The following is a 24653-nucleotide window of genomic DNA, read 5'->3' as shown; positions in this document are numbered from 1 at the left end:
GGCGGGAGACAAGGCAGAGCTTACGCAGCCGGCGGCGGCGGCGTCCATCCCCCCGCAGGGGAGCGTGGTCTCGCGAAGCGAGGGCGGGTAGGGGTAACGCTCGAGCAATATTGTGGCGGAAAGGACCCCACCCGGCGGTCGTCAACCGCCGACCTCCCCGTGAAGGGGAGGTATTAGGCGCCGACATCCGAGATCGTCGTTCCTTTGATCGTTTTGTCCATCCCCGGCGACCGGCTCGCGCGCCCGAGATTTCCGCAGCGCAACAAGTGGCGTTTGGAGCCGGCAGCGCCTAGATTAGCGTCTCCCGTTTCCCGACCAGCCCCGAGCCCATGGCGAGCAACAAGAAATCCACGCAAGCGTTGGAGAAGGCGTTCGACGACGCCAGGAAAGCGTCCGACGAAAAAACCATCTCCATCCGCGGCGCGCGCGAGCACAACCTCAAGAATGTCGACCTCGTGATTCCACGCGACAAATTCGTCGTGTTCACGGGGCTTTCCGGCTCGGGCAAGTCGTCGCTCGCCTTCGACACGATCTATGCCGAAGGGCAGCGGCGCTATGTCGAATCGCTCTCGGCCTATGCCCGCCAGTTCCTGGAGATGATGCAGAAGCCGGACGTCGATCAGATCGACGGGCTTTCGCCCGCCATTTCCATCGAACAGAAGACGACCTCCAAGAACCCGCGCTCGACCGTCGGCACGGTGACGGAGATCCACGACTATATGCGCCTCCTCTGGGCGCGCGTGGGCACGCCCTATTCGCCGGTCACAGGCTTGCCGATCGAGAGTCAGACGGTCTCGCAGATGGTCGACCGCGTGCTCGCTTTGCCCGAGGGCGCGCGCCTCTATCTGCTGGCGCCGGTCGTGCGCGGCCGCAAGGGGGAATACAGGAAGGAGATCGCCGAATTCACGCGGCGCGGCTTCCAGCGCCTGAAGATCGACGGCGCCTATTACGAGATCGCCGACGCGCCCGCGCTCGACAAGAAATTGAAGCACGATATCGACGTGGTCGTGGACCGCATCGTCGTGCGCAAGGACATTTCCGCGCGTCTCGCCGACAGTCTGGAGACGGCGCTGGAGCTGTCGGGCGGGCTGGCCGTCGTGGAGTTCGCGGACAAAGCCCCCTCTCCCCGCTTGCGGGGAGAGGGTGGGGGTGAGGGGCAGGCCGCCATGACCTTGCTCGCCCCTCACCCTAACCCTCTCCCCGCAAGCGGGGAGAGGGAAAAAGCCGCCAACGTCTCCGCCCATTACGCCTACGGCCACATCGTCTTCTCGTCGAAATTCACGTGCCCCGTTTCGGGTTTCACGATCCCTGAAATCGAGCCGCGCCTCTTCTCCTTCAATAATCCCTTCGGCGCCTGTCCGACCTGCGGCGGCATTGGCTGCGAGCAGAAGGTCGACGCCGATCTCGTCGTGCCGAATCCCAAGGCGACCCTGCGCAAGGGCGCCGTCGCGCCCTGGGCGAAATCTTCCTCTCCCTATTACGCGCAGGCGCTCGAAGCGCTGGGCCGGCACTACAAGTTCAGGCTCGACATCCCATGGGAGGAATTGCCGGAGAAAGCGCGAAACGTCATTCTCTTCGGCTCCGGCAAGGAGGAGATCAAATTCTCCTATGAGGACGGCTTCCGCGCCTATGACGTGAAGAAGCCTTTTGAGGGCGTCGTCATCAATCTCGAACGACGTTACCTGGAAACGGACAGCGAATGGGCGCGCGAGGAAATCGGGCGATATATGTCGGCGACGCCATGCCTCGCCTGCGAAGGCTTTCGTCTGAAGCCCGAGGCGCTGGCCGTGAAAATATCGGGCAGGCATATTGGCGAAGTGTCGGAATTATCCGTGCGCGCGGCGCTGGAATGGTTCTCGAAGCTTCCCGGCGCGCTCGACAAGAAGAAGAATGAGATCGCCTTTCGCATCTTGAAGGAAATTCGCGAGCGCCTGACCTTCCTCGTCGATGTCGGCCTCGATTACCTCACGCTCTCGCGCAATTCCGGCACGCTCTCGGGCGGCGAGAGCCAGCGCATCCGGCTCGCCTCGCAGATCGGCTCGGGACTCACGGGCGTTCTCTATGTGCTGGACGAACCGTCCATCGGCCTGCATCAGCGCGACAATGACCGCCTGCTCGACACGCTGCGCCGGCTGCGCAATCTCGGCAACAGCGTCATCGTCGTCGAGCATGACGAGGACGCCATCCTCGCGGCCGACTATGTCGTGGACGTCGGACCCGGCGCCGGCATTCATGGCGGCAGGATCGTCGCGCAGGGCGTGCCGCGGGAGATCATGGAGGATCCGGCCTCGCTCACCGGCCAATATCTCACCGGCGAGAAGCAGGTGCGGCTTGCGCATAAGCTGCGCAAGCCCATGCCCGGCCGCTGGCTCAAGCTCTCCGGCGCGCGCGGCAACAATCTCAAAAACGTCGACGCGCAAATCCCGCTCGGACTGTTCACGGCGGTGACGGGCGTCTCGGGCGGCGGCAAGTCGACGCTGGTGATCGAGACGCTCTACAAGGCGTTGGCGCGGCGCCTGAACAACGCCCATGAGGTTCCGGCGCCCTTCGACAAGCTCGACGGGCTGGAGCATATCGACAAGATCATCGACATTGACCAGTCGCCGATCGGCCGCACGCCGCGCTCGAACCCCGCGACCTATACGGGCGCCTTCACGCCGATCCGCGAATGGTTTGCGGGGCTTCCCGAAGCCAAGGCGCGCGGCTATGCGCCGGGGCGCTTCTCCTTCAATGTGAAGGGCGGGCGCTGCGAGGCCTGCCAGGGCGACGGCGTCATCAAGATCGAGATGCACTTCCTGCCCGATGTCTATGTCACCTGCGACGTCTGCAAGGGCAAGCGCTATGATCGCGAAACGCTGGAGGTGAAATATCGCGAGAAGAGCATCGCCGACGTGCTCGACATGACGGTCGAGGAGGCGGCGACGCTGTTCAAGGCCGTGCCCGCCATTCGCGACAAGATGGAGACCTTAAAACGCGTCGGCCTCGACTATATCCATGTCGGCCAGCAGGCGACGACGCTCTCAGGCGGCGAGGCGCAGCGCGTGAAGCTCGCGAAAGAACTGTCGCGCCGCTCGACGGGGCGAACGCTCTACATTCTCGACGAACCGACGACCGGCTTGCACTTCCACGACGTGGCGAAGCTGCTCGAAGTGCTGCACGAGCTGGTGGAGCAGGGCAACACGGTCGTCGTCATCGAGCACAATCTCGAAGTCATCAAGACGGCCGACTGGATCATCGACATGGGGCCGGAGGGCGGCGACGGCGGCGGCGAGATCGTCGCGGCGGGGCCGCCCGCCGACATTGTGAAAGAAAAGCGCAGCCATACCGGCCGCTATCTCGCGGAGGCGATGGCGAGAAGGCCGCCGATAATTGAGAAAGCTCTTCCGGAGCGGAAGAAGGCCGTTCGAGCAAGATAGGAACAGATGCCGGCGGGTAAGTGAGTCAGTAAGCGCGGGGTTTTTCCCTCTCCCCGCATGCGGGGAGAGGGCAGGGTGAGGGGCGAGGCCGCCCTGAGAATGCTCGTGGTTTGCATGCTATAGCAAATCCCCGACTTTCCCGTCGCCGCCTTGCCCCTCACCCGAGCCCTCTCCCGGTTTTCACGGGGAGAGGGGGCTGCGACATTGGTCTTCCCTGATCGACCCATCTTTGTCGCAGCGCCTCCAGGCCCCAAATGGCGCCAAGCATGAAGAAGACGAAGCGCCAATGGTCGATGTCGATCTGGAGGCCTTGCAGGAAGAGCCCGATCGTCGGCGGCACGACGGCCTGAGACAGGCGTTGCGCGGGGGAGGGCGTGAACATGAGCCTCAGTCCGACGAAGACCGTCACGCCGATGAGCAGAACGAACAGAAAGCCGCCGATCCAGCCATTATTGGCGAAGGCGCCGACATAGGAATTGTGCGGCTCGAGATCGAAGACGAGGCGGAAGCGCAGCGGACCGAATCCCATGAAGCGGTCGAGCAGCATGGGAATCGAGCGCAACTGATTGCCGAAGCGGCCGGTCGAGCCCTCGTCGTAATCCTGCGTCGCCGCGGTGCGCTGATTGAAGAAGTCGCGCGTCTCCGGCATGGAGAGCAAAACCGCGACGACGACGGCGATCATCGCCAGCGCGCCGAGCGCGGCCATGACGATGCGCCGCTTCATCTCGCGGTTCTCCGAGGTCGCATAGACCGACGCGACCATCAGCGCGAAGGCGACGACCGTCGCGCCATAGGAGCCGCGCGAGAAAGACAGGAACATGCCGAGGAAGACGACGAGCAGCATCGCCCCGGCGCGCAGAACGCCCTTCGCGCGCCCGAGCATCAGGCCGTGCGCCAGATAGATGATCGGCAGCACCAGGAAGGAGCCCAGCACGTTCGGGTCCTTGAAGGTGCCCGAGGCGCGGCCGGCGTGAAGGAAGACGCCTTCGCCCAGCCCCGCCATGTTGAGATAGCCGAGAATGCCGGCGAAGGCCGCGACAAGCGAGCCGGCGAGATAGGCCTTCAGGCAGAGCTCGACGCGATGCGTCGTGCGATTGCCCATGAACAGCGCGTAGAACAGGGCCGTCAGCACCAGATAGGCCGATTGATATTGATAGAGCGAGGAATCCGGATTGTCCCAATAGGGGATGAGCGCCAGGAAGCCCATGAAGTTGAAGGCGAGGATCAGGAAGGCGAAGACCAGAAAGCTTCGATTGATTGAAAAGCCGCCGAAGAACCAAAGCGGCATCGCGAGAAGCGAGGCGAAGTCGTATGGGGAGGGCTCGATAATGGCGATCGCGCCCATCGCGACGAAGAGAAAGACCGCCGCGTCGACGAGACGCTGATAGCTGAAGACGAGGCCCGTCCGCTCCTCCGGGGCGAGGCCGGCGCCGGGGGAGGCGCTCGTCATGGCGTCGCGCCTCTGGCGGCGATCGCGTCCCGATAGCCCTGGATGATCGCTCGCGCCATCTGCGACACCGAGAAACGCGACGCGGCGTAATCGGCGAGCGCCTGCGCCCTTTCATTGCGCGTCTCGGGGGACTCGGCGAGAATCCGCCGCAGGGCCTCGGCGAGGATCTCGGGGTTGTTCGGCTCGATGAGCCTGTCGGCGTGGGGGCCGAAGATCTCCGCCATGCCGCCGACATTGGTGGCGACAAGCGGAATGTGCGCGCCCGCCGCTTCGAGCACGATATAGGGGAGCGATTCGAAGCGACTCGGCACGACCATCGCCTTGCCGAGCGCGAAGGCGTCGCGCGCGCGCCGCGGCGCGCCGAAGGTCAACTGATCCGCGACGCCCGCGCGCGCCGCGCGCGCCTCGAGCGATGCGCGGTCCGGCCCGTCCCCGATGAGGGTGACGCTGGGCGTCAGTCCTCCGGCTTTGAGCAAAGCGACCGCGTCGATAAGAGTGTCGATTCCCTTCGCCTCGCGAAACTCCCCGACATAGAGCAGATCGGCGGCGTCGGGCGCCGGCTCGACCGGCGCGAACTCGCTTTCCGAGATGCCGTTCGGGATGACGCGCGCAAGGCTCTTGGGCTTTCCGACGAAGGCTTCGAAACGCCCGGCGATGAAGGCGCTTTCGAAGAGGAGCGCGTCGGTGCGCGCGGCGAGCAGCGCCTCCATGGTCATGAAGACGCGATGGCTGAGCGAGCCGGGCTCGTAATTCAGGCTGCCGCCATGGGGCGTATAGATCCGCACCGGGCTCTTCCGGCCGGAAAGAAATCCCGTCGTCCGCGCATAGACGCCGCCTTTCGAGCCGTGCCCATGGACGACGTGGGGCGCCAGCGCCGCGACCCGCCGGTTGACGGCGACCGCCGCCGAAAGATCGGTGGGATGAGGGAGCCTGTGGATCGGCAGACGCAGAAGGCCCAGCGCAAGATCGGGGCGCAGGGCGGCGAACCGCCTTTCCGCCATCTCGCCGCCCGTGAGCGAATCGGCGATGATTCCGACCTGATGGCCGCAGGCGATCTGCTCGCGGGCGAGATCCGTGACGTGACGGAAGAGGCCGCCGACGGGCGCGCGGAGCACATGCAAGATGCGCAGAGGCGCGTCAGAGCTTTCGCCGGATTGCAGCACCAGCATGTCCCTTTTTCCTCTGCCGGATCAGGCGCCGCCGAGCAGAGTCGAGCCGTTCTCCCTCACGCTGAAGTTAATGAGATTTGGGTTAACAATGAATGAGCGGCCCGGCGAAGGGCGAAGGTGGGCGTGAGCAAATCCCTCCCCTTTACGGGGAGGGCAGCCCTGCGGAGCAGGGCCGGGTGGGGCGAAGCCCGACATTTATGCGGCGCGCGAACCCCGCCCGCCGGTCTTCGACCGCCGACCTCCCCGTAAAGGGGAGGCATTGGGCGCCGGCCAATGGAGATAGCTGTTTATCCGATCGTGCTGGGCGCCCCGGCGCGCGCGCCGCCTGCATATGCGTCCGGCCGATACGTCAGTTGCGGACCGGGGCGGGCTTGGCGTCCGCTTCCGGCGCGTCGGGCCCCTCGCTTGCGGGCGCGATATTCTCCTCTGCGCTCGCGCGCTTCTTGCCGGCCTCGATGATGTCGCGCTCGGGACGCGGCAGAACCGGGCCTTCCGGGAAGACGAAGCCGAGCTTCTTCTCGCCCTTGTCGTCGCCGACGACCACCACGCGCACCGCGCCGCCATTTTTGAGCCGCCCGAAGAGAACCTCGTCGGCGAGCGGCGTCTTGATGTGCTGGTGGATGACCCGCGACATCGGGCGCGCGCCCATCGCCTCGTCATAGCCGTGCTCGACGAGCCAGCTACGCGCTTCGTCGGAGAGTTCGATCGTGACGTTGCGGTCGGCGAGCTGCGCCTCGAGCTGCATGACGAATTTGTCGACCACGCGCTTGATGACGTCCACCGGCAGATGGCCGAAAGGCACGATCGCGTCGAGACGGTTGCGGAACTCCGGCGCGAAGAGGCGGTTGATCGCCTCGCTGTCGTCGAGATCGGCGCGGGTGCGGGTGAAGCCGATCGGCGTGCGGGCCAGATCCTGCGCGCCCGCATTGGTCGTCATGATGAGGATGACGTTGCGGAAGTCGATCGTCTTGCCGTTATGGTCGGTCAGCTTGCCGTGGTCCATCACCTGCAGCAGGATGTTGTATAGATCCGGATGCGCCTTCTCGATCTCGTCGAGCAGCAGCACGCAATGCGGATGCTGGTCGATCGAGTCGGTCAAGAGCCCGCCCTGGTCGAAGCCGACATAGCCGGGAGGCGCGCCGATGAGCCGGCTCACCGTGTGGCGCTCCATATATTCCGACATGTCGAAGCGCACGAGCTCGATGCCGAGCGACGTCGCGAGCTGGCGCGCGGCCTCCGTCTTGCCGACGCCGGTGGGGCCGGAGAAGAGGTAGCAGCCGATCGGCTTTTCCGGATCGCGCAGGCCGGCGCGGGCGAGCTTGATCGCGGAGGTGAGCGCCGAGATCGCCTTGTCCTGGCCATAGACCACCCGGCGCAGCGTCTCGTCGAGATGAGCGAGCACTTCCGCGTCGTCCTTGGAGACGGTCTTGGCCGGAATGCGCGCCATGGTGGCGATCGTCGCCTCGATCTCCTTGAGGCCGATCGTCTTCTTGCGCTTGTTCTCGGCGAGCAGCATCTGCGCCGCGCCCGTCTCGTCGATCACGTCGATCGCCTTGTCGGGAAGCTTACGGTCGTGAATGTAACGCGCCGACAGCTCCACCGCCGCCTTGAGGGCGTCGTTGGTGTAGCGGATCTTGTGGAACTCCTCGAAATAGGGCTTCAGCCCCTTTATGATCTCGATCGCGTCCGGGATCGACGGCTCGTTGACGTCGATCTTCTGGAAGCGGCGGACGAGGGCGCGGTCCTTCTCGAAATACTGGCGGTATTCCTTGTAGGTCGTCGAGCCGATGCAGCGCAGCACGCCCTGGGCGAGGGCGGGCTTGAGCAGATTCGAGGCGTCCATGGCGCCGCCGGAGGTCGCGCCGGCGCCGATGACGGTGTGAATCTCGTCGATGAAGAGGATCGCGTTCTTGTGGTTCTCGATCTCCTTGACGACCTGCTTCAAGCGTTCCTCGAAATCGCCGCGATAGCGCGTGCCCGCGAGCAGGGCGCCCATGTCGAGCGCATAGACCGTCGCGCCGAGAAGCACGTCGGGCACCTCGCCCTGCGTGATCTTGCGGGCGAGGCCCTCGGCGATGGCGGTCTTGCCGACGCCCGGATCGCCGACAAGCAGCGGATTGTTCTTATGACGGCGGCAGAGCACCTGGATGGTGCGCAGCACCTCCGCCTCGCGGCCGATCAGCGGATCGATGCGGCCGTCGCGCGCCTTCTTGTTGAGATTGACGCAATAGGCGTCGAGGGCGCCTTCCTTCTTTCTGTTCTCGCCGTCGCGCCCCTCGCGCCCTTCGGCGCGTTCGTTGTCTTCCTCGACCCCGCGCGGCGTGCGCGTCTGGTCGGAGAGACCTGGCCGCTTCGCGATCCCGTGGCTGATATAGTTCACCGCGTCGTAGCGCGTCATGTCCTGCTCTTGCAGGAAATAGACGGCGTGGCTTTCGCGCTCGGCGAAGAGGGCGACGAGGACATTGGCGCCGCTCACATCCTCGCGTCCGGAGGACTGCACGCTGATGATGGCGCGCTGCACGACGCGCTGGAAGCCCGCGGTGGGCTTGCACTCGTCGGCGTCCTCATTGACCAAATTGTCGAGCTCGCGGTCGATATAGTCGCGCAGATTCTTGGCCAGAAGGTCGAGATCGACCGAACAGGCCCGCAGCACGGCCGAGGCGTCCGCGTCCTCGATCAGGCTGAGCAGCAAATGTTCGAGCGTGGCGTATTCGTGATGACGCTCGCGCGCGGAGGCGAGGGCGCGGTCCAGAGTCTGTTTCAGATTGCGCGAGAACGTCGGCATTCGCTGCGACCCCTATTTCTTCTCCATGATGCATTGCAAGGGATGCTGGTGCTTCCTTGCGAAATCCATCACTTGGGTGACCTTGGTTTCGGCGACTTCATATGTGTAGACCCCGCATTCGCCGACGCCGTGATTGTGGACATGCAGCATGATGCGTGTGGCTTCCTCGACAGACTTGTTGAAATACTTACGAAGCACGATCACGACGAACTCCTGCGTGGTGTAGTCGTCGTTGAGCAGCAGGACGCGATACATGTTCGGGCGGCGGGTCTGCTGACGCGTGCGCGTGATCAGCGCGGTCCCCGAGCCGGGACCGCCGTCGCCCGATTTTTTCGGCTCTTTGCCGGCCAAGAGAGGCCTGCCCAGCGCCGGTGAAAGCGTGTGCTGGGATTTGATGGATATCAACGCCGCCACGTCCGTCTCGTCCTTCAGTCCTTTCCATGTAGGTCCCATGAAATGTTCTTTCAGGGGCGCATGGAGCAATTTCTTTGCCGCGGCCGGCCCTGGTTTCTGAAAATTTTCGGCGGCGGCGACTCGCTCAGTGTTCTGCGTCCGGGACGCCTTGGCAAGAGCCTCGCGCCGCGCCGGTCAGGCAAACGCTGACGTGAACCAGATATTTACCATATCGCGATAGAGAAGGGGGCGTAATCGATAGGCGCCCCCCCCAATGTCCGATTTCGACCATGACCGCGTTCCCCGCATGACCGCTTCCGGTCCTGTCTGGAGCCTTGCGGCCTTTTCCGCCGCCGTTTTCCTATGCAGCGTGCTCGGCGCCAAGCTTCTCTCCAAAATGGTGGAGCGGGACGATCTGATCGAGACGGCCTTCGACCGCACCATGGACGGGCTGGCGAAGCGCGCGGCTTCGCAGGAGCCTACCCAGGTCTATTCGGTGGTGCGCAGCATCGGGGTCGATGGCGTGACGACGGCGACGATTCCGCTCCGGGGCCCGGCGCCGGTCTCGCCCTGTGGCGACGAAAAGGCCCCGAACAAGTCCAGGAAATAGGCCGGAACGCCCGAAATCGCGCCTGCGCGTCCGCCTTGCGGAAAAAAATCCGCGAAATCGCGCGGGCGGCTCGCAATTTCATTGACATTTGCCCATTTGTTCTTCAAGCATGCGGCCGTGGCTTTCGCCCGCGCCTCTTTGCGGCGAACGTAAGCGAGCCAGACCGTCTTCGCGGCGACGACGGCGCCCCTCTCTAGGACATCTTGCGCGCTTCTCGAACGGCTGGCGCGCATCGCCAACCCGCGTCCGTGCAGCCGAACCAGGATAATTGATGACATTCGACGAATTGGGCCTTTCGGAAAAGGTTCTCGCGGCCGTACAGGCGGCCGGCTACGCTCATCCGACGCCCATCCAGGCCCAGGCTATCCCTCCGGCGCTTCAAGGCCGGGACATTCTGGGCATCGCACAAACCGGCACCGGAAAAACGGCGGCCTTCACCCTCCCGATGCTGAGCCGCCTCGAACAGGGCCGCGCTCGCGCCCGCGTGCCCCGAACCCTGATTCTGGAGCCCACGCGCGAGCTGGCCGCCCAGGTCGAGGAAAGTTTCGCCAAATACGGCGTCAACCATAAGCTGAATGTCGCTCTCCTCATCGGCGGCGTCTCCTTCGGCGACCAGGAAGCCAAGATCATGCGCGGCGCCGACGTGCTGATCGCGACTCCGGGCCGGCTTCTCGATTTCTTCGACCGCGGCAAGCTGTTGCTCACGGGCATCGAGATTCTCGTCATCGACGAGGCGGACCGCATGCTCGACATGGGCTTCATTCCGGACATTGAGCGCGTCTGCAAGCTCGTTCCCTTCACCCGGCAGACGCTTTTCTTCTCCGCGACCATGCCGCCGGAGATCACCCGCCTCACCGAGGCCTTCCTTCATAATCCCGTCCGCATCGAGGTCGCCCGAGCCGCCACCACGGCCGCGACCATCCGTCAGGCGCTCGTCGCCTCGCATGGCCACGCCGACAAGCGCGAGACGTTGCGCAACCTCATCCGCGACGCCGAGAATCTCAAGAACGCGATCATCTTCTGCAACCGCAAGCGCGACGTGGCGATCCTCCACCGCTCGCTCCAGAAGCACGGCTTCTCGGCCGGGGCGCTGCATGGCGACATGGACCAGCTCGCCCGCATGGCGTCGCTCGACGCCTTCAAGAGCGGCGAGGTGAATCTTCTCGTCTGCTCCGACGTCGCCGCCCGCGGTCTCGACATTCCGGATGTGAGCCACGTCTTCAATTTCGACGTGCCGACCCATAGCGAGGATTATGTCCATCGCATCGGCCGCACCGGCCGCGCCGGCCGCTCGGGCGTGGCGCTCACCCTCGTCACCGAGGACGACACGAAATATGTCGACCAGATCCAGAGCCTGATCGGCAAGGCGATCGACTGGGAAGGCCCGGGCTTCGACGCCCTGCCGCCGCCCATGGAAACGACGCGTCCGCATGAGCACCGCCGCGGCGGGCGCGGGGAACGCGGCGAACGCGGGACCCGTCGCGAGCGCGGCGCGGAACGCGGCCGCCGAACCGAGCGCGCCGAACGCCGGCCGGCTCCTGCCGAGGCGGAGGGGCCCGTCGCCATGGGCCGCCCGGCCCATTCGCCCCGGCGTCCCGATGCGGAGCCGATGCGCGTCCGTTCGGATGACCGCCGCTCGCGCCGCCGTCATGAGGATGACGGCCCGCCCGTCATCGGACTCGGCGACCATGTCCCGTCCTTCCTGCTGCGCCCGGTGGTGTTGCGTCCGGCCAAGGTGGCGGAGGAATAGACCTGGGCCAGGGCAACGCTGGGCGTTAGTGAATCCCTCCCCTTTACGGGGAGGGCGGCCCTGCGCAGCAGGGCCGGGTGGGGTCAAGCTCCACCAATGTTATAGCGGCGCGAACCCCACCCGGCGGTCTTCGACCGCCGACCTCCCTGTAAAGGGGAGGTATAGGCAGCTAACGTCCGAGATTGTCGTTTACCCGATTGCCCTGAGACCTAGGCGGGTAGAAATCGCTTGCGGGCGGCCGAGCCGGCCCCCGAAATCGCCTTGTCGACGGCCTTTCGACGAATCTTGAATGGCCCCCAGCCCCATGTTAACCATTTATTCGCCATAGCATTCGAGTCTTTGGCCGCGTCGCCTTTTCGCAACCAGCGTCTTCATCGCCTATTTGTTAGGAGAAGGCTCCGGGTAGCGAGTTGGAGCGCGGCGCATGGAAAGAAGAAATTCAAGAATGGGCAACCCAACTCTTCCGCTCCCGCCCGTCGACCGCGACATTGCGATGAAGTTCATTGCCGCGCGCCGTTCGCCGGAAAAGTCGGACGTTCAGGAACAGCTTTTCGAGAAGCTGAAGGCCAACGAAACCGTCCGCAAAAAGCTGATGGGCGCGTTTCAATATGCGCTCGACAATATCCGCGCGACCTATCCCGACCTCGTCAAGCCCAAGGAAGACATCGTTCCGAATGCGGAGTGGCGAAAGGCCGGCTATGACGTCATCGCCGATGAGAACGAGGCGCTGGGCCTGGACGGCAGGTAAGTTCGAGCCCGGCCCCGCGCCGATTGCATGGCTTCCTTCATTTCCGTTTTTCGATGACCGATAATCGAGCCGAGGGCGACTCCATGCGGGGTCTGTCGATAGAATCGTCTCTAAGGCGATTATTCCCGAGAGGCACCAATCCGGATCGCGCGGCCGACGGCGTCGACGAGATGCCGGCTTATCCGGCCGACGTGTTCGCGGCCGCCGCTTTTCTGCTGGAACGCTCCGGCGCTTACCAATACATCGTCGCCGTGCTCGACGGTTCGGGCGCTGCTCTGGAAAACTGCGAATATGACCCTCCGACCGGCGGCGTGACGATCGAGCAGATCGCATCCTGGACGGAGCTCGGACGCAAATGGCGCGAGGCGCCGGAAGACTGTGCCGGGGTCAAGGCGTGTTGGAGCGCGCTTCTCGAGCATCGGGACAAGCCGCTCGTGGTTTCCAACTCGCGATTGTCGGGACGTCCCGACTGGTGGTCGATCGCGCATAGTCTCTTGATCATCGCGGATGAGGCGAGCGACGGCGTCGGCTATTTCGATCCGAAGACATGGATCGAGCTCGCCGCGCGCACCTTCGCGGAAGTCGCCGTGCGCCGGTCGGCCATTGTCGACAGAGATGGAAAGCCGGACCCGTATCATCTGGCTGAGCATGGTCCCTTGGACACGATCGCCTTCATGGCCGACCGGCATGTCGCGCGCGTCTTGCCGAAGGGTCGCACGCCGGATCTCGGCTGCACGATGCGCACCATGAGCCATAACCTCGCTTTGCTGCCGCCGCTGGGCGAGGGTCGGGCCTATTGGCAACATGTCGATTTCTGGGCCTCGAAGCCTGACCGCGACCCTCTAAATCTTCTTCTCGTTCCTTTTCCGTATCGAATTCGCCCGAACTGCTTTCATGGCGTCGAGAGCGAGGGCGCGCCGACGACGTTGGACGGCGAAGCGAGCCTCCGGCAACGCAGGGAGCGCTGGGGGCGATTCAAGGTCTTCCAGCGTTGGCTCAACGAGTCGGGAGAGTTTATCCCGGGGGAGGGCGGCCTTTCGGACGCGGAGTCGCGCGAGCGCATCGTCGATTTCGTGCTGGCGCTTCTGGCGGAGGCGCGGCGCGATTGCGAAGCCGTCCACGGCCTTGTCTTTCCGGAATATGCGCTCGATTGGCCGACCTATAACGCGCTCGTGGCGGCGTTGCGCGACAAGGCTTCGGAAAGCGATCTCAAATTTCTGGTCGCCGGCGTTTCCGAGGATTGCGGGGGGTCGTCCGGCAATATCGCCGTTTATACCGTCTTTGGCGAAGTCGATCGCTCGTCGGAGGAAGAAGGAGGGCCGAGGCGCGGGGCGGTGTCGAGGTCCAGGCGCAAGCATCATCGCTGGCGGCTCGACGCCGATCAGATCGAGACCTATGGGCTTGCAAGCGCGCTGAACCCTTCGGTCAAATGGTGGGAGTTCCTGGAGGTCGGCGAGCGCGAGATGCATTTCGTGGTGTTTCGCCAGAAATCGACCTTCACAGTGATGATCTGCGAGGATTTGGCGCGCGCCGACCCGGCGCACGCCTTTCTGCGTTCGCTGGGGCCGAACCTGGTTTTCGTGCTGCTAATGGACGGCCCGCAGACGCGGACACGCTGGCCGGCGCGTTACGCCACCGTCGTCGCCGACGATCCGGGCTCCTCGGTCCTGACGCTCACCTCCTACGGCCTCGTCGAGCGCTCGAACCACAACAGGCGGGACGGCAGCGAATCGGTCGCCCTGTGGAAGGACGATACGGGTCAGGTGAGGGAGCTCGCCTGTCCAAGGAGCGACCACGCGGTCCTGCTCACGCTCTCGGGCAGGGAGGCGAAGGAGTTTACGCTCGACGCGCGGCCGAATGTCGAGACATGCGCCTGGCGCTACCACGGCCACCGCACGATCCGGCTGGCGGGCAGGAAAATGAAGGACGAATGGGCCTGGATCGTCGGCGATTAGTCCGCCGGCGGCCGTTTCAGCCTCATCCCGGATAAGGCGTCATCGCCGCGCGGATCCTTGCCGCCTGTTCGGCGAGCTTATTCTCGTCGGCCATGGTTCCCGGCGGGCGCAGCGGCACGCCTTCCCAGCGCGGCAGGAGATGGAAGTGCAGGTGGTAGATCACCTGGCCGCCGGCGCTTTCGTTGAATTGATGCAGCGTCAGGCCGTCGGCGGCGAAGGCCTTTTCAAGCGCCTTGGCGACGTGCTGCACGCGCTTTACGAGCTCGCCGAGCGTCGCGGACGAGACATCCAGCAGATTGCGCGCGCCTTCCTTCGGAATCACCAGCACATGCCCCTCGGCGCGGGGCATGATGTCCATGAAGGCGAGCGCGATCTCGTCCTCATAAACCTTATGCGAGGGAATTTCGCCGCGCAGGATTTTTCCGAAGATATTGTTGGGATCGTAGACGGCCGACATGACATCTCCTCGCTGCGCGGAACGCTGACTCTGTTTCTTGTTCTTGGCCGTTCTTTCTGGCCGTCCAGGCGGGCGCCTCTCTCGGGCGGCGCCGCGACCGGATCGCCGGGCGACAGGCCACTGGTCACGCAAAGAGGGCGCGAAAAGAAAGCAGTGGCTCTTGCGCGGTGTCAATCCCTCAGCGACGCGCCCCGCGCCCGATCGAAGCCGCGTGAGGAAGCTCAATCAAAGATTTGGTTCAATCACCATATTCGAAGGCGCGAATATTTGTGACCCTGAACTCCGCGGCCGGATAGACCCCGAGAATCTCCACCTCCTTGGAGAAGAAGTGAAGCTCCTCCATCGCCCGCGCGACATGCGGCTGCTCGGGATGGCCGTCGACGTCGACCAGGAAGCGCGTCGCGGCGAATTCGCCGTCGACCATATAGCTTTCGAGCTTCGTCATATTGACGCCGTTCGTCGCAAAGCCGCCGAGCGCCTTGTAGAGCGCGGCGGGCACGTTGCGCACGCGGAAGATGAACGTTGTCATGGCCGGGCCGCCATCGGCCGGCGCCCATTGGCTCGTCTTCGACAAAATGACGAAACGCGTGGTGTTGTGCGCCTCGTCCTCGACATTCTCGGCGAGCACGTCGAGCCCGTAAATCTCGGCGGCGAGGCGCGGGGCGAGGGCCGCCTTGGTCGGGTCGTTCCACTCCGAAACTTCGCGGGCCGCCCCGGCCGTGTCGCCCGCCGTATGGGCGGCGAGGCCCAGATCGCGGATGACGCGGCGGCATTGGCCGAGCGCGTGGACATGGCTGTAGACGGCGCGCAGCCCGTCGCGCGTCGCGCCCTTCGGCGCCATGAGATGAAAATGGATCGGCAGGAAATACTCGCCGACAATATGCAGGCCCGAATGCGGCAGGAAATGATGAATATCCGCGACGCGGCCGGCGATGGAATTCTCGATCGGAATCATGCCGAGCAGCGCGCGGCCTTCGGTCACGGCGGCGAAAGCGTCCTCGAAGCTCGCGCAGGGCAGGGGCGTCAGATCGGGATAGGCGTCACGGCAGGCGATGTCGGAATTCGCGCCGGGCTCGCCCTGATAGGCGATATATTGCTCTGTCACTGTTTTTCCTGCCCGATGGCGGCGCGCAGAGCCGCGAGGTCGCGCCCGGTATCTACCGATGGACCGGCTTTGTCCAGCACGGCCGCGTCGATGCGCATGCCGGCCTCGACGGCGCGCAACTGCTCCAGCCGCTCCCGCAGCTCGAGCGGGGAGGGGGGAAGGCCCGCATAACGTTCGAAGCTCGCGCGGCGATAGGCGTAGACGCCGATATGCTTGTAAAGCGGCCCCTCTCCCCAGGGCGCGCGGGCGCGGGTGAAGTAGAGCGCGCGCAGGCGCTTCGGCGCGATTTTGGTCCCGACAAGCTTCACCGCGTCGGGGTCGTCCGCCGCTTCGTGATGCGCCACCGCCGCGAGCGTGCCGATATCGACGCGAGCGTCGCCAAGGAGCTGCAGCGCGGCCGCAAGCGCGCCCTCGGGAAGATAGGGATTGTCGCCCTGCAGATTGACGACCGCGTCATGGCGTCCGTCAGGATCAAGCAGGCGAAGCGCCTCGCCGATTCGGTCGCTGCCGCAAATATGCGCGCCGCTCGTCATCGCGACCGCGCCGCCGGCCGCGCGCGCGACCGCGGCGATTTCTTCCGAGTCGGTTGCGATCGCCACGGGGCCGAGCCCGGCGGCGACCGCGCGCGACCAGACATGAAGGATCATCGGGCGCCCGCCAATATTGGCCAGGGCTTTCCCGGGCAGCCGGGTCGAGCCCAGCCGCGCCGGAATCACGACGATCGGCGCGCGCGGCGCGTCGGCGCTCAAAAGCTCAGTAGACGTTATTGTCTTCCGCCATCCAGCCCTTGTCGGTCTTCACGAAATGCAGCGTGCCTTCGCTGGTGTGCACTTCGCTCTTGGCGAAGGTGCGGTCCTCGTCGATTCCGAGAAAGGCGCATTTGCCGCGCTCCCTCTCGTCGCGGCACTTGGCCTCGAAGCCCTCGGGGAACTGGATTTCCGCCTCGTACATCAATTCGAAGGCCTCGATCTTGTCGCGCTTCACGTCGCGGGCGTTGACCTTCTTGAAGGAGACGATCTTGGCGTCGACGCCGCTCTTTTCCAGGATGTTGCGGAGCACTTTCGCGCCAGTGGCGTCGCCGGGCTGGTGATCGCCGCAGCCGGCCAAAGCGACGGCGGCCGCAAGCCCGATGAACAGGCGCAGACTGCGAATATGCATCTATTTCCTCCGAAGCGGTCGCGCTCAACGGCGCGCATTTTTGTGTCTCTTTAGCGGAAAAGCGCCCGTCCGTCGCGGAAATTCACTTTTGCTATGACGCCATTGTGAAAAAACATATCAGATAGTTGCATTTTTGTGCAGCCGGGGTAACTTGGTGTCGCCAAATGAATTGCGTGTCTGGCGGCGGCGAAGGGGCTGGAAAAGCGCCCACGTCGCGATCAAGCGTTCGATGCGTAACGGCAGAACTCGAATACCCTGCGGAGTGCTCAGGTCCGCCGCATCTCCTGGGTCCGTGGGGTTGGCCGGCTGACGGTGGTTGGAGTGGCCTCCTTGAAGCCATTGTCAGTCGGCCGCCTTCATCTCGAAGATGAAGCGCGCGCCGCGGGCGGATTTTTCCTGTCGCGACGCTCTCATCCGATCCTCGCTGACGCGTGGGCCGCCCTTCTCCCGCGAACGGGAGAAGGATGAACCCCGAAATTGCTGAACAAGGAGGTCGCGTCGCGACTCCTTCTTCCGCCTGCGGGAGAAGGCGGTCCCGGCGTTGGCGGTGGGATAAAGGCTCCCCTCAAAAACAAAAGGCCCCGCAAAGCGGAGCCCTTTTTCAAAAGCCGGCGCGCCCGCCGGCCGCAAGGCTGACGCGCCTTACTTGATCTTGGTTTCCTTGAACTCGACATGCTTGCGCGCGACCGGATCATATTTCTTGAAGACGAGCTTCTCGGTCTTGGTGCGCGCATTCTTCTTGGTGACGTAGAAATAGCCCGTGTCCGCCGTGGACAGGAGCTTGATCTTGATCATGGCGGACTTGGCCATCGCACTCGTTCCAGTTCGATTGAAAAACGAAATCGTTCCCGCCGCTCCGAGAGTCGGCGGGAGACGAATTGGCGCGCACCATACGTGCGGGGAGCTGGATGTCAAGGCGGTGACGGCCTTTTCCCAGACGATCGGGTGAAGCGCGACAATCCTCGCCCTCATGCTGCGGAGCCGCCGAAGGCGGCGTCTCGAAGCATGAGGAGGCTCCACAGGAGCCGTCTCAAAGCACGAGGGCGAACTCCAGATTTCGGGAAATGAAGGCTTCCTCGTCCTTCGAGACGCGAGCTTCGCTCGCTCCTCAGGATGAGGAAGCCTTCACCCGGTCGCCCTGGGCTCGATCAGGATAATCGGGTGAACGCCGGCGAATCCCTCGCCTTTACGGGGAGGGCGACGTAACGCTTGAGCAATATCGGAGTGGAACGGACCCCACCCGGCGGTCTTTCGACCGCCGACCTCCCCTGAGGTATTGGGCGCCAGCTCTCCCCAAGATGATCGTCCATCCGATCGCTCGGCGGCCTCTCCCGATCAGGGCCGCCGGAACGCCTTGGCCATCGGCCCTGGCGCGCTCAATTCCGCGACTTGGCCTTCCGGGTCTCCCGGAGAGCCGCGCGTGGCGTTTTCGCGCGGGAGGTCTTGCCGTTTCTCGGCGGCGTCCGCCGTTCGCCGCCGCCCACGACCTCGAATCGCAGGGCGCCGGCGATGGGGGCGGCCTCGACGAGGCGTACTTCTATTATGTCCGCCAGGCGGTAGCTCATCCCCGAGCGGGAGGTGAGCGAGTGGCTCGCCTCGTCATAGGAATAATATTCCCGCCCGAGGGTCGCGGCGGGCACGAAGCCGTCGGCGCCGGTCTCGATCAGGCGCACGAAGAGCCCCGATTTGGTGACGCCGGAGATGCGCGCCCCGAAACGCGCGCCGATCTGGTCCGCGAGATGATGGGCGATGAGGCGGTCGACCGTCTCGCGTTCGGCCGCCATGGCGCGGCGTTCGGCGGCGGAGATTCGCGCGGCGATCTCGGCCAGCTCGCTCGCCGGCATTTCGGGCAAGGCGCCCTCGCCGAGCTTCAGCGCGCGGATGAGGGCGCGATGCACGATGAGATCCGCATAGCGGCGGATCGGAGAGGTGAAATGCGCGTAACGGCGCAGATTCAGGCCGAAATGGCCGTAATTCTCATGCGTATATTCCGCCTGCGCCTGCGTGCGCAGAACGATCTCGTTCACGATGTTCTCGTGCTCCAGACCTTTCACGCGCTCCAAAATCACATTGAAATGGGCGGGCTTCAACGCCTGGCCCTTGGCGAGCTTGACGCCGATCGTGGCCAGAAACTCCGCGAGCGCCGTCACCTTCTCCTTCGAGGGCTCGTCATGGGCGCGATAGATGAGTTGCTGGCGATGCTCCTCCAGCGTCTCGGCGGCGGCGACATTGGCGAGGATCATGAATTCCTCGATCAGCCGATGCGCCTCGAGGCGCGGCGGAATGACCACGCGGTCGAAAGAGCCGTCGGGCTTCAATAATATCTTGCGCTCGGGCAGATCGAGATCGAGCGGCGCGCGCAGGTTTCGCGCATGTTGCAACGCTTCATGCGCCGCGTAGAGCGGACGCAGCACGCTTTCGAGCAGCGGCTTCGTCTTCTCGTCCGGCGCGCCGTCGATCGCCGCCTGGGCCTGCTGGTAGGAGAGCTTCGCGCGCGAACGCATCATCACGCGGTGGAAGCTGTGGCCGATTTTCTTGCCCTTGCTTGTGACGCGCATGCGCACGGCGAGCGCCGGGCGGTCCTCGTTCTCGCGCAGCGAGCAGAGGTCGTTGGAGATGCGCTCGGGCAGCATCGGCACGACGCGGTCCGGAAAATAGACCGAGTTGCCGCGCTCCAACGCCTCCCTGTCGAGCGGCGAACGTGGCTTCACATAATGCGCCACATCCGCGATGGCGACGGTGATAACGAAGCCGCCTTCATTGTCCGGCGACATATCCGGCGCGGCGTACACGGCGTCGTCATGGTCCTTCGCGTCCGGCGGGTCGATGGTGACGAGCGGGAGCTCGCGCCAGTCCTCGCGGCCCTGCAGGGTCGCCGGCTTGGCGCCTTCGGATTCCGCGAGGGCCTCGGCGCGGAAGACTTCGGGAATGTCATGCGCGCGCAGGGCAATGAGGCTTACGGCCTTTTCGTTCTCGACCGAGCCGAGCGTGTCCCTCACGCGGGCCCGCGGCGCGCCGAAACGCGTCTTGCCGACGAGATCGACCGAAACGAGGTCGCCGTCCTTGCCCTCGCCAATGTCGACGGCGGCGACCATGAGCTCGCGTCCGGCCTGCTTCTTGTCGATCGGCGCGATGCGGCCATTGCCGTTCGGCTCGATCTTCAGCACGCCGAGCAGGCGATGGCGCGCGCGCGACAGGAGCTTGATGACGCGGCCGACATAAGGCGGCTCGTCGGGCCCGGCGTCGCGGTCCGGCTCGGCGCGCACAAGGGCGCGGTCGCCAAGGCCGGGCAGGGGTTCGCCCGGCTTGGCGCGGCGCGGCGCGCGGATGAGGATGCGCGGCGGGGGGCCGAGCGCGTCCTCATCCCATTCGACGGGCGTGGCGATCAATTCGCCGTCCCGGTCGCGCGCGGCAATGTCGACAAGCGCGACGGGCGGCAGCGCGCCCTTCTGATTCACGCGGCGGCCGCGTTTCTCCAGCACGCCCTCGTCCGCGAGCGTCGACAACATGCGCTTCAGAGCGGCCCGATCCTCGCCCTTCACGCCGAAGGCGCGGGCGATTTCGCGCACGCCGATTTTCGTTGCGCGGCCGGCCTCGCGCTCGCGCGCAAGGAAGGCGAGGATGTCGTCGCGGGAGGGCGGCTGCGGGGCTTTCTTGGTCGCCAAGGTCTTTCTCAAAAGCGGTCGTGCGTCTGATCAATCGATTTTCAGCATATTGCGGGCCGGACCGCCACGCTAATCTCCTGTCGCGCCATCCGCGCCGCGACGGCCCCGCCATGCTCGCGGTTGAAATCGGCCCGGATTTCCTGTGAATCGGACCATCGGAGGTTAAGGTTCACGCCAGTTAACCGGCATTCTGCGAATTCGCTTGAAAAATGCGAAAGGGTTGATCCCTAGCTTGTCCCCCCGGGCAGAGAAGGTCCTCTGGAATATGAGGATTCACAACGTCGTTTTGGGGGTTGTTATGGCTGGCAAGCTCACGCGCAGAATAGCCGGGCGCGCTTTCATTTCGGATGAAGGCGGCAACACCTTCATGATTTTCGGGCTAGCCTTCGTCCCTGTCATGTTCATGCTGGGCGCGGCGACGGATTATACGCGCCTTTCGATCAAGCGCGCCGCGCTTCAGCAGGGAACGGACGCCGCCACCCTTGCCGTCGCTTCAAAAATGACCAGCGACACGACCGTGGATCAGGCGAAGAAGCAGGCGCAAGTGATCCTGAATTCCGAGCCCCAGCTTGCGACCGCGACAGTCACGGATGTCACGATCAGCGAGGACAAGCAGACATTCTGCGCCAACGCGCAGGTAACGATTCAGAACGCCTTCATGCAGATGGCGCATATCGCGAACATGACCGCCGCCGTCGCTTCCTGCGCTAATCTCGCGGGCGGCGTCGATCCGGGCACGACCTATGAAATCGCGCTGGCGCTCGACAATTCCGGCTCGATGTCCTCGAGCGCGGGCGGCGTCTCCAAGATGCAGGCGCTGCGCAGCGCGGCGACGAGCTTTGTCAACACCATGTATTCCAAGTCGCAGAACGTGAAGTTCTCGATCACGCCTTTCGCAGCCGGCGTCAAGGTTCTCGATGGATCGGATTCGAACAGCCGCAATCTGGCGTGGCTCGATAAGAATGGCGAGAACTCTCAGCATTGGATCGCCTTCGGGGGAAAGACGGCCGCCAACGCGCAGGGTTTCACGAGCCGCTTCGATATTTTCGACAAGCTGAAACTCATCAAGTCGTCCTGGAACTGGGCCGGCTGCCTCGAAGGTCCGAAATATCCGATGAACGTCAACGACACGTCCCCGAATCCAAGCGATCCGGAGACGCTGTTCGTGCCTTTCCTGGCTCCGGACGAGCCGAGCAGCGACGATGACTATGGCAACAGCTATTTGAGCGACAGCAGCGGCGCGAGCTGTCCCTCCGTCAGCGGGCAATGGGCGAAGCTCACCAATGTCTGCAAGTACAAATATGTCACGAGCTCGTCGTCGAGCAACTCGCCGAACGATCATTGCCCGACCGCTTCGTCGCAAACGCTCATGCAACTCACGACGACGCAATCGACTGTGACGGCAAAAATCGCGAGCCTCGACGAGGGCGGCAACACCAATTTGCACGAAGGCTTCATGTGGGGATGGCGCACGCTGTCGCCGAACCAGCCTTTTGCCGGCGGCCGTTCCTATAGCGCGCCGAAGAACCGCAAGATCATGGTCTTCATGACCGACGGCTACAATAATTGGGCGAGTCAGACCAGCACGGCGACGGGCTCGACCTATCAGGCGCTCGGCTACTATAGCTACAACGGGACGAAGAACCTGCGCTTCCCGGACGGTACGACGGGCAACGGCGTCAGCTATCAGGACCAGTTGAAGAACGCCGCAAACACTTCGTCCAACTATTGGAGCGCGTCGCGCGACATGCTCGACGAGCTGACGGCGGAGGCCTGCGCCAACGCCAAGGCCGCGGGCATTGAGATCTTTACGATCGGCTTCTCGACTCCGGACGACAAGATCGACGAGCAGGGACTCAATCTCTTGAAGAACTGCGCGACCAACTCGGATCACTACTTCAAGGCGGAGAATGCGAAGGATCTGAACGCAGCCTTCTCCTCGATCGGCATCGGCCTCGGCAAGCTGCGTTTGTCGCAGTAGTCCAAAAGACCCCGCCGTACGGCCGCGCCTCGGAAGACCGAGGGCGGCCGCTTACCTTCGGATAAAAGAAACACATCAAATTTGACCAAAAATCCTGAGCGCCGCATTAGGCCTTCCGGCTGAAAATCCGGACCGCCCGCAGAATGTGGGCTCAGTGGAAACTTCTGTTCCCTAGCGTCTCCTCAAGCAGAGCGCTCTCCGAGCGATCGGACGACAAGCATCAGAGGAACGGATCGATGAAACGTGATGCGCTAATCCCTTTTCTCGCTGATTTCCGGAAAGACGACAGCGGCAATGCGTTCATCATTTTCGGACTGGCGTTCGTGCCGGTCATGTTCATGATCGGGGCCGCGTCGGACTACACGCAATTGACCATCACGCGATCCAATCTGCAGCAAGCAACGGACGCCGCCGTGTTGTCGGTCGCCTCGAAGATGACCGACGCGACGAACGACCAGCAGGCGAAGAAGCAGGCGCAGGTCATCTTGAATTCACGGCTTGTTCTCGCGAACGCGACGGTCTCGAATGCGACGATCAGCAGCGACAAGCAGACTTTGTGCGCCGACTCCCAGATATCGATCAACAACGCCTTCATGAGGATTGCCGGCATCGGATCGCTGACGGCTGCGGCGCATTCCTGCGCCAACCTTGCTGGCGGCGTCGATCAGAAGACGACCTATGAGATTGCGCTGGTGCTCGACAATTCGGGCTCGATGTCATCGAGCGCTGGCGGCGTCTCGAAGATGCAGGCGATGCGCAGCGCAGCGACGAGCTTCGTCAAGTCCATGTATGGGAAAACGACCAATGTGAAGATGTCGATCGTGCCTTTCGCGGCGGGCGTGGTCGCTCTCGATCCGACGAACGCCGGCAATCGTGGCAAGGCCTGGATCGATAAGCAGGGCGCAAACTCTCAACACTGGATCGCCTTCGGCGGCAAGGCGACGGCTAATGCGCAAGGCTTTACGAGCCGGTTCGATATCTTCGACAAGTTGAAGACGATCAATTCGTCCTGGGATTGGGGCGGATGCCTGGAGCAGCCGAAATATCCCTACAACGTCACGGACGCGACGCCGAATCCGAGCGATCCCAAGACGCTGTTCGTGCCTTTCCTGGCGCCGGACGAGCCCGACGAGGATTATTCCAACGATTATCTCGACGATAATGGCGGCTCGAGCGGCGGCGGAAAGAAGAAGAAGAAAAAAAGCGACTCCTCGTCCACCGCCGCGTGCAGCGACTCGCCGGGCGACGATTGGGGGCAGTTGACCCATGTCTGCAAATACAATGCGACGAAGAGCGATGGCGAGGGCAGTCCGAACAAATTCTGCCCCGACGCTTCGACGCAGACGCTGATGGAGTTGAATACGCAACAGACTTCCGTCACGTCGAAGATCGCCAAGCTCGAAGAAGGCGGCAACACCAATCTGCATGAAGGCTTCATGTGGGGATGGCGCACGCTGTCGCCAAACCTGCCCTTCGCCAATGCGCGCGCCTACAACGCGCCGAAGAACCGCAAGATCATCGTGTTCATGACCGACGGATTCAACAATTGGGAGAGCCAGGAAAATACCGTGACCGGCTCGACCTATCAGGCGCTGGGCTATTACAGCTACAATGGAACGAAAAACGATCGTTTCCCCGACGGCTCGAAAGGCGATGGCGTCAACTATCAGGACAAGCTGAAGGCCGCCGCCAGCAGCCGCGCGGACTATCACGACGATTCGCGCGACATGCAGGACGAACTGACGCTCGAAGCCTGCACCAACGCCAAGACGGCGGGCGTGGAGATATTCACCATTGGCTTCTCGACGAAGAACGACCCGATCGACGAACAGGGTCTGAATTTGGTGAAAAACTGCGCGACGAACGCCGATCACTACTACAAGGCGGAGAACGCCGATCAGCTCAACACCGCCTTTTCCTCGATTGGCATCGGCCTCGGCAAGCTGCGGCTGTCGCAGTAAGCCGGCAGTGAATGCCAACTCCGTTTGATCGGTTCGCCGTGCAGTCTCAT

At 63.7% G+C, this 24653-nt stretch carries 17 protein-coding genes; 7 read left to right on the top strand and 10 right to left on the bottom strand.

From position 1 onward, the window contains the following. Nucleotides 1–329 precede the first annotated feature (329 nt). Nucleotides 330–3416, top strand: coding sequence for an excinuclease ABC subunit UvrA (gene uvrA / locus ACV7JP_RS18105; RefSeq protein WP_457797040.1), 3087 nt, complete (start codon nucleotides 330–332; stop codon nucleotides 3414–3416). A gap of 157 nt (nucleotides 3417–3573) precedes the next feature. Here uvrA and ACV7JP_RS18100 read toward each other — a convergent pair whose 3' ends face one another. The 4 genes from ACV7JP_RS18100 to clpS form a co-directional block, all read right to left on the bottom strand. Beyond that, nucleotides 3574–4866, bottom strand: coding sequence for an O-antigen ligase family protein (locus ACV7JP_RS18100; protein WP_457797039.1), 1293 nt, complete (start codon nucleotides 4864–4866; stop codon nucleotides 3574–3576). Beyond that, the gene (locus ACV7JP_RS18095; RefSeq protein WP_457797038.1) at nucleotides 4863–6035 is read right to left on the bottom strand and encodes a glycosyltransferase family 4 protein; all 1173 of its coding nucleotides are present in this window, start codon (nucleotides 6033–6035) and stop codon (nucleotides 4863–4865) included. Before ACV7JP_RS18095 ends, ACV7JP_RS18100 begins: the two co-directional genes overlap by 4 nt. Before the next feature lie 349 nt (nucleotides 6036–6384). Beyond that, nucleotides 6385–8820 carry an ATP-dependent Clp protease ATP-binding subunit ClpA gene (gene clpA / locus ACV7JP_RS18090; protein WP_457797037.1) on the bottom strand — a complete coding sequence of 812 codons (2436 nt, stop codon included), beginning with the start codon at nucleotides 8818–8820 and terminating at the stop codon, nucleotides 6385–6387. Nucleotides 8821–8832: 12 nt separating this feature from the next. Continuing rightward, the gene (gene clpS / locus ACV7JP_RS18085) at nucleotides 8833–9273 is read right to left on the bottom strand and encodes an ATP-dependent Clp protease adapter ClpS (RefSeq protein ID WP_457797036.1); all 441 of its coding nucleotides are present in this window, start codon (nucleotides 9271–9273) and stop codon (nucleotides 8833–8835) included. A 214-nt stretch (nucleotides 9274–9487) separates the two neighbouring features. Between clpS and ACV7JP_RS18080 the strand changes: the two genes are divergently transcribed. From ACV7JP_RS18080 to ACV7JP_RS18065, 4 genes are all read left to right on the top strand, one after another. Continuing rightward, a complete protein-coding gene (locus tag ACV7JP_RS18080) occupies nucleotides 9488–9823 on the top strand; it encodes a hypothetical protein (RefSeq protein ID WP_457797035.1) in 336 nt (111 codons plus the stop codon). Between the two features lie 271 nt (nucleotides 9824–10094). Further along, entirely contained in the window at nucleotides 10095–11573 is a 1479-nt protein-coding gene (locus tag ACV7JP_RS18075; RefSeq protein WP_457797034.1) for a DEAD/DEAH box helicase, read from the top strand. Between the two features lie 445 nt (nucleotides 11574–12018). After that, nucleotides 12019–12321 carry a hypothetical protein gene (locus ACV7JP_RS18070; RefSeq protein WP_457797033.1) on the top strand — a complete coding sequence of 101 codons (303 nt, stop codon included), beginning with the start codon at nucleotides 12019–12021 and terminating at the stop codon, nucleotides 12319–12321. A 170-nt stretch (nucleotides 12322–12491) separates the two neighbouring features. Continuing rightward, nucleotides 12492–14276, top strand: coding sequence for a hypothetical protein (locus ACV7JP_RS18065; RefSeq protein ID WP_457797032.1), 1785 nt, complete (start codon nucleotides 12492–12494; stop codon nucleotides 14274–14276). 22 nt (nucleotides 14277–14298) lie between these two features. On the opposite strand, the gene ACV7JP_RS18060 is transcribed toward ACV7JP_RS18065, so the two are convergent. The 6 genes from ACV7JP_RS18060 to rnr form a co-directional block, all read right to left on the bottom strand. Further along, the gene (locus ACV7JP_RS18060; protein ID WP_457797031.1) at nucleotides 14299–14733 is read right to left on the bottom strand and encodes an HIT family protein; all 435 of its coding nucleotides are present in this window, start codon (nucleotides 14731–14733) and stop codon (nucleotides 14299–14301) included. Nucleotides 14734–14971: 238 nt separating this feature from the next. Beyond that, nucleotides 14972–15838: a prephenate dehydratase gene (locus ACV7JP_RS18055; protein ID WP_457797030.1), complete on the bottom strand. Its 867-nt coding sequence runs from the start codon at nucleotides 15836–15838 to the stop codon at nucleotides 14972–14974. Then, a complete protein-coding gene (locus ACV7JP_RS18050) occupies nucleotides 15835–16587 on the bottom strand; it encodes a 3-deoxy-manno-octulosonate cytidylyltransferase (RefSeq protein ID WP_457797029.1) in 753 nt (250 codons plus the stop codon). Before ACV7JP_RS18050 ends, ACV7JP_RS18055 begins: the two co-directional genes overlap by 4 nt. Nucleotides 16588–16591: 4 nt before the next feature. Next, complete coding sequence (locus ACV7JP_RS18045) at nucleotides 16592–16996, bottom strand: hypothetical protein (protein WP_457797028.1); 405 nt, start codon at nucleotides 16994–16996, stop codon at nucleotides 16592–16594. Nucleotides 16997–17638: 642 nt separating this feature from the next. Then, entirely contained in the window at nucleotides 17639–17806 is a 168-nt protein-coding gene (gene rpmG, locus ACV7JP_RS18040) for a 50S ribosomal protein L33 (protein WP_036286758.1), read from the bottom strand. Between the two features lie 566 nt (nucleotides 17807–18372). Then, nucleotides 18373–20661, bottom strand: a complete 2289-nt coding sequence (gene rnr / locus ACV7JP_RS18035; protein WP_457797027.1) for a ribonuclease R — start codon at nucleotides 20659–20661, stop codon at nucleotides 18373–18375. Between the two features lie 367 nt (nucleotides 20662–21028). Between rnr and ACV7JP_RS18030 the strand changes: the two genes are divergently transcribed. Continuing rightward, the gene (locus ACV7JP_RS18030; RefSeq protein WP_457797026.1) at nucleotides 21029–22642 is read left to right on the top strand and encodes a pilus assembly protein TadG-related protein; all 1614 of its coding nucleotides are present in this window, start codon (nucleotides 21029–21031) and stop codon (nucleotides 22640–22642) included. 236 nt (nucleotides 22643–22878) lie between these two features. After that, on the top strand, nucleotides 22879–24603 hold the full coding sequence (locus tag ACV7JP_RS18025; protein WP_457797025.1) for a VWA domain-containing protein: 1725 nt from the start codon (nucleotides 22879–22881) through the stop codon (nucleotides 24601–24603). Nucleotides 24604–24653 lie beyond the last annotated feature (50 nt).

It is taken from the genome of Methylocystis sp. S23, from assembly GCF_054106005.1.
Note: the sequence above shows the minus strand (reverse complement) of the source record. Positions and strands in the feature narration are given on the sequence as shown.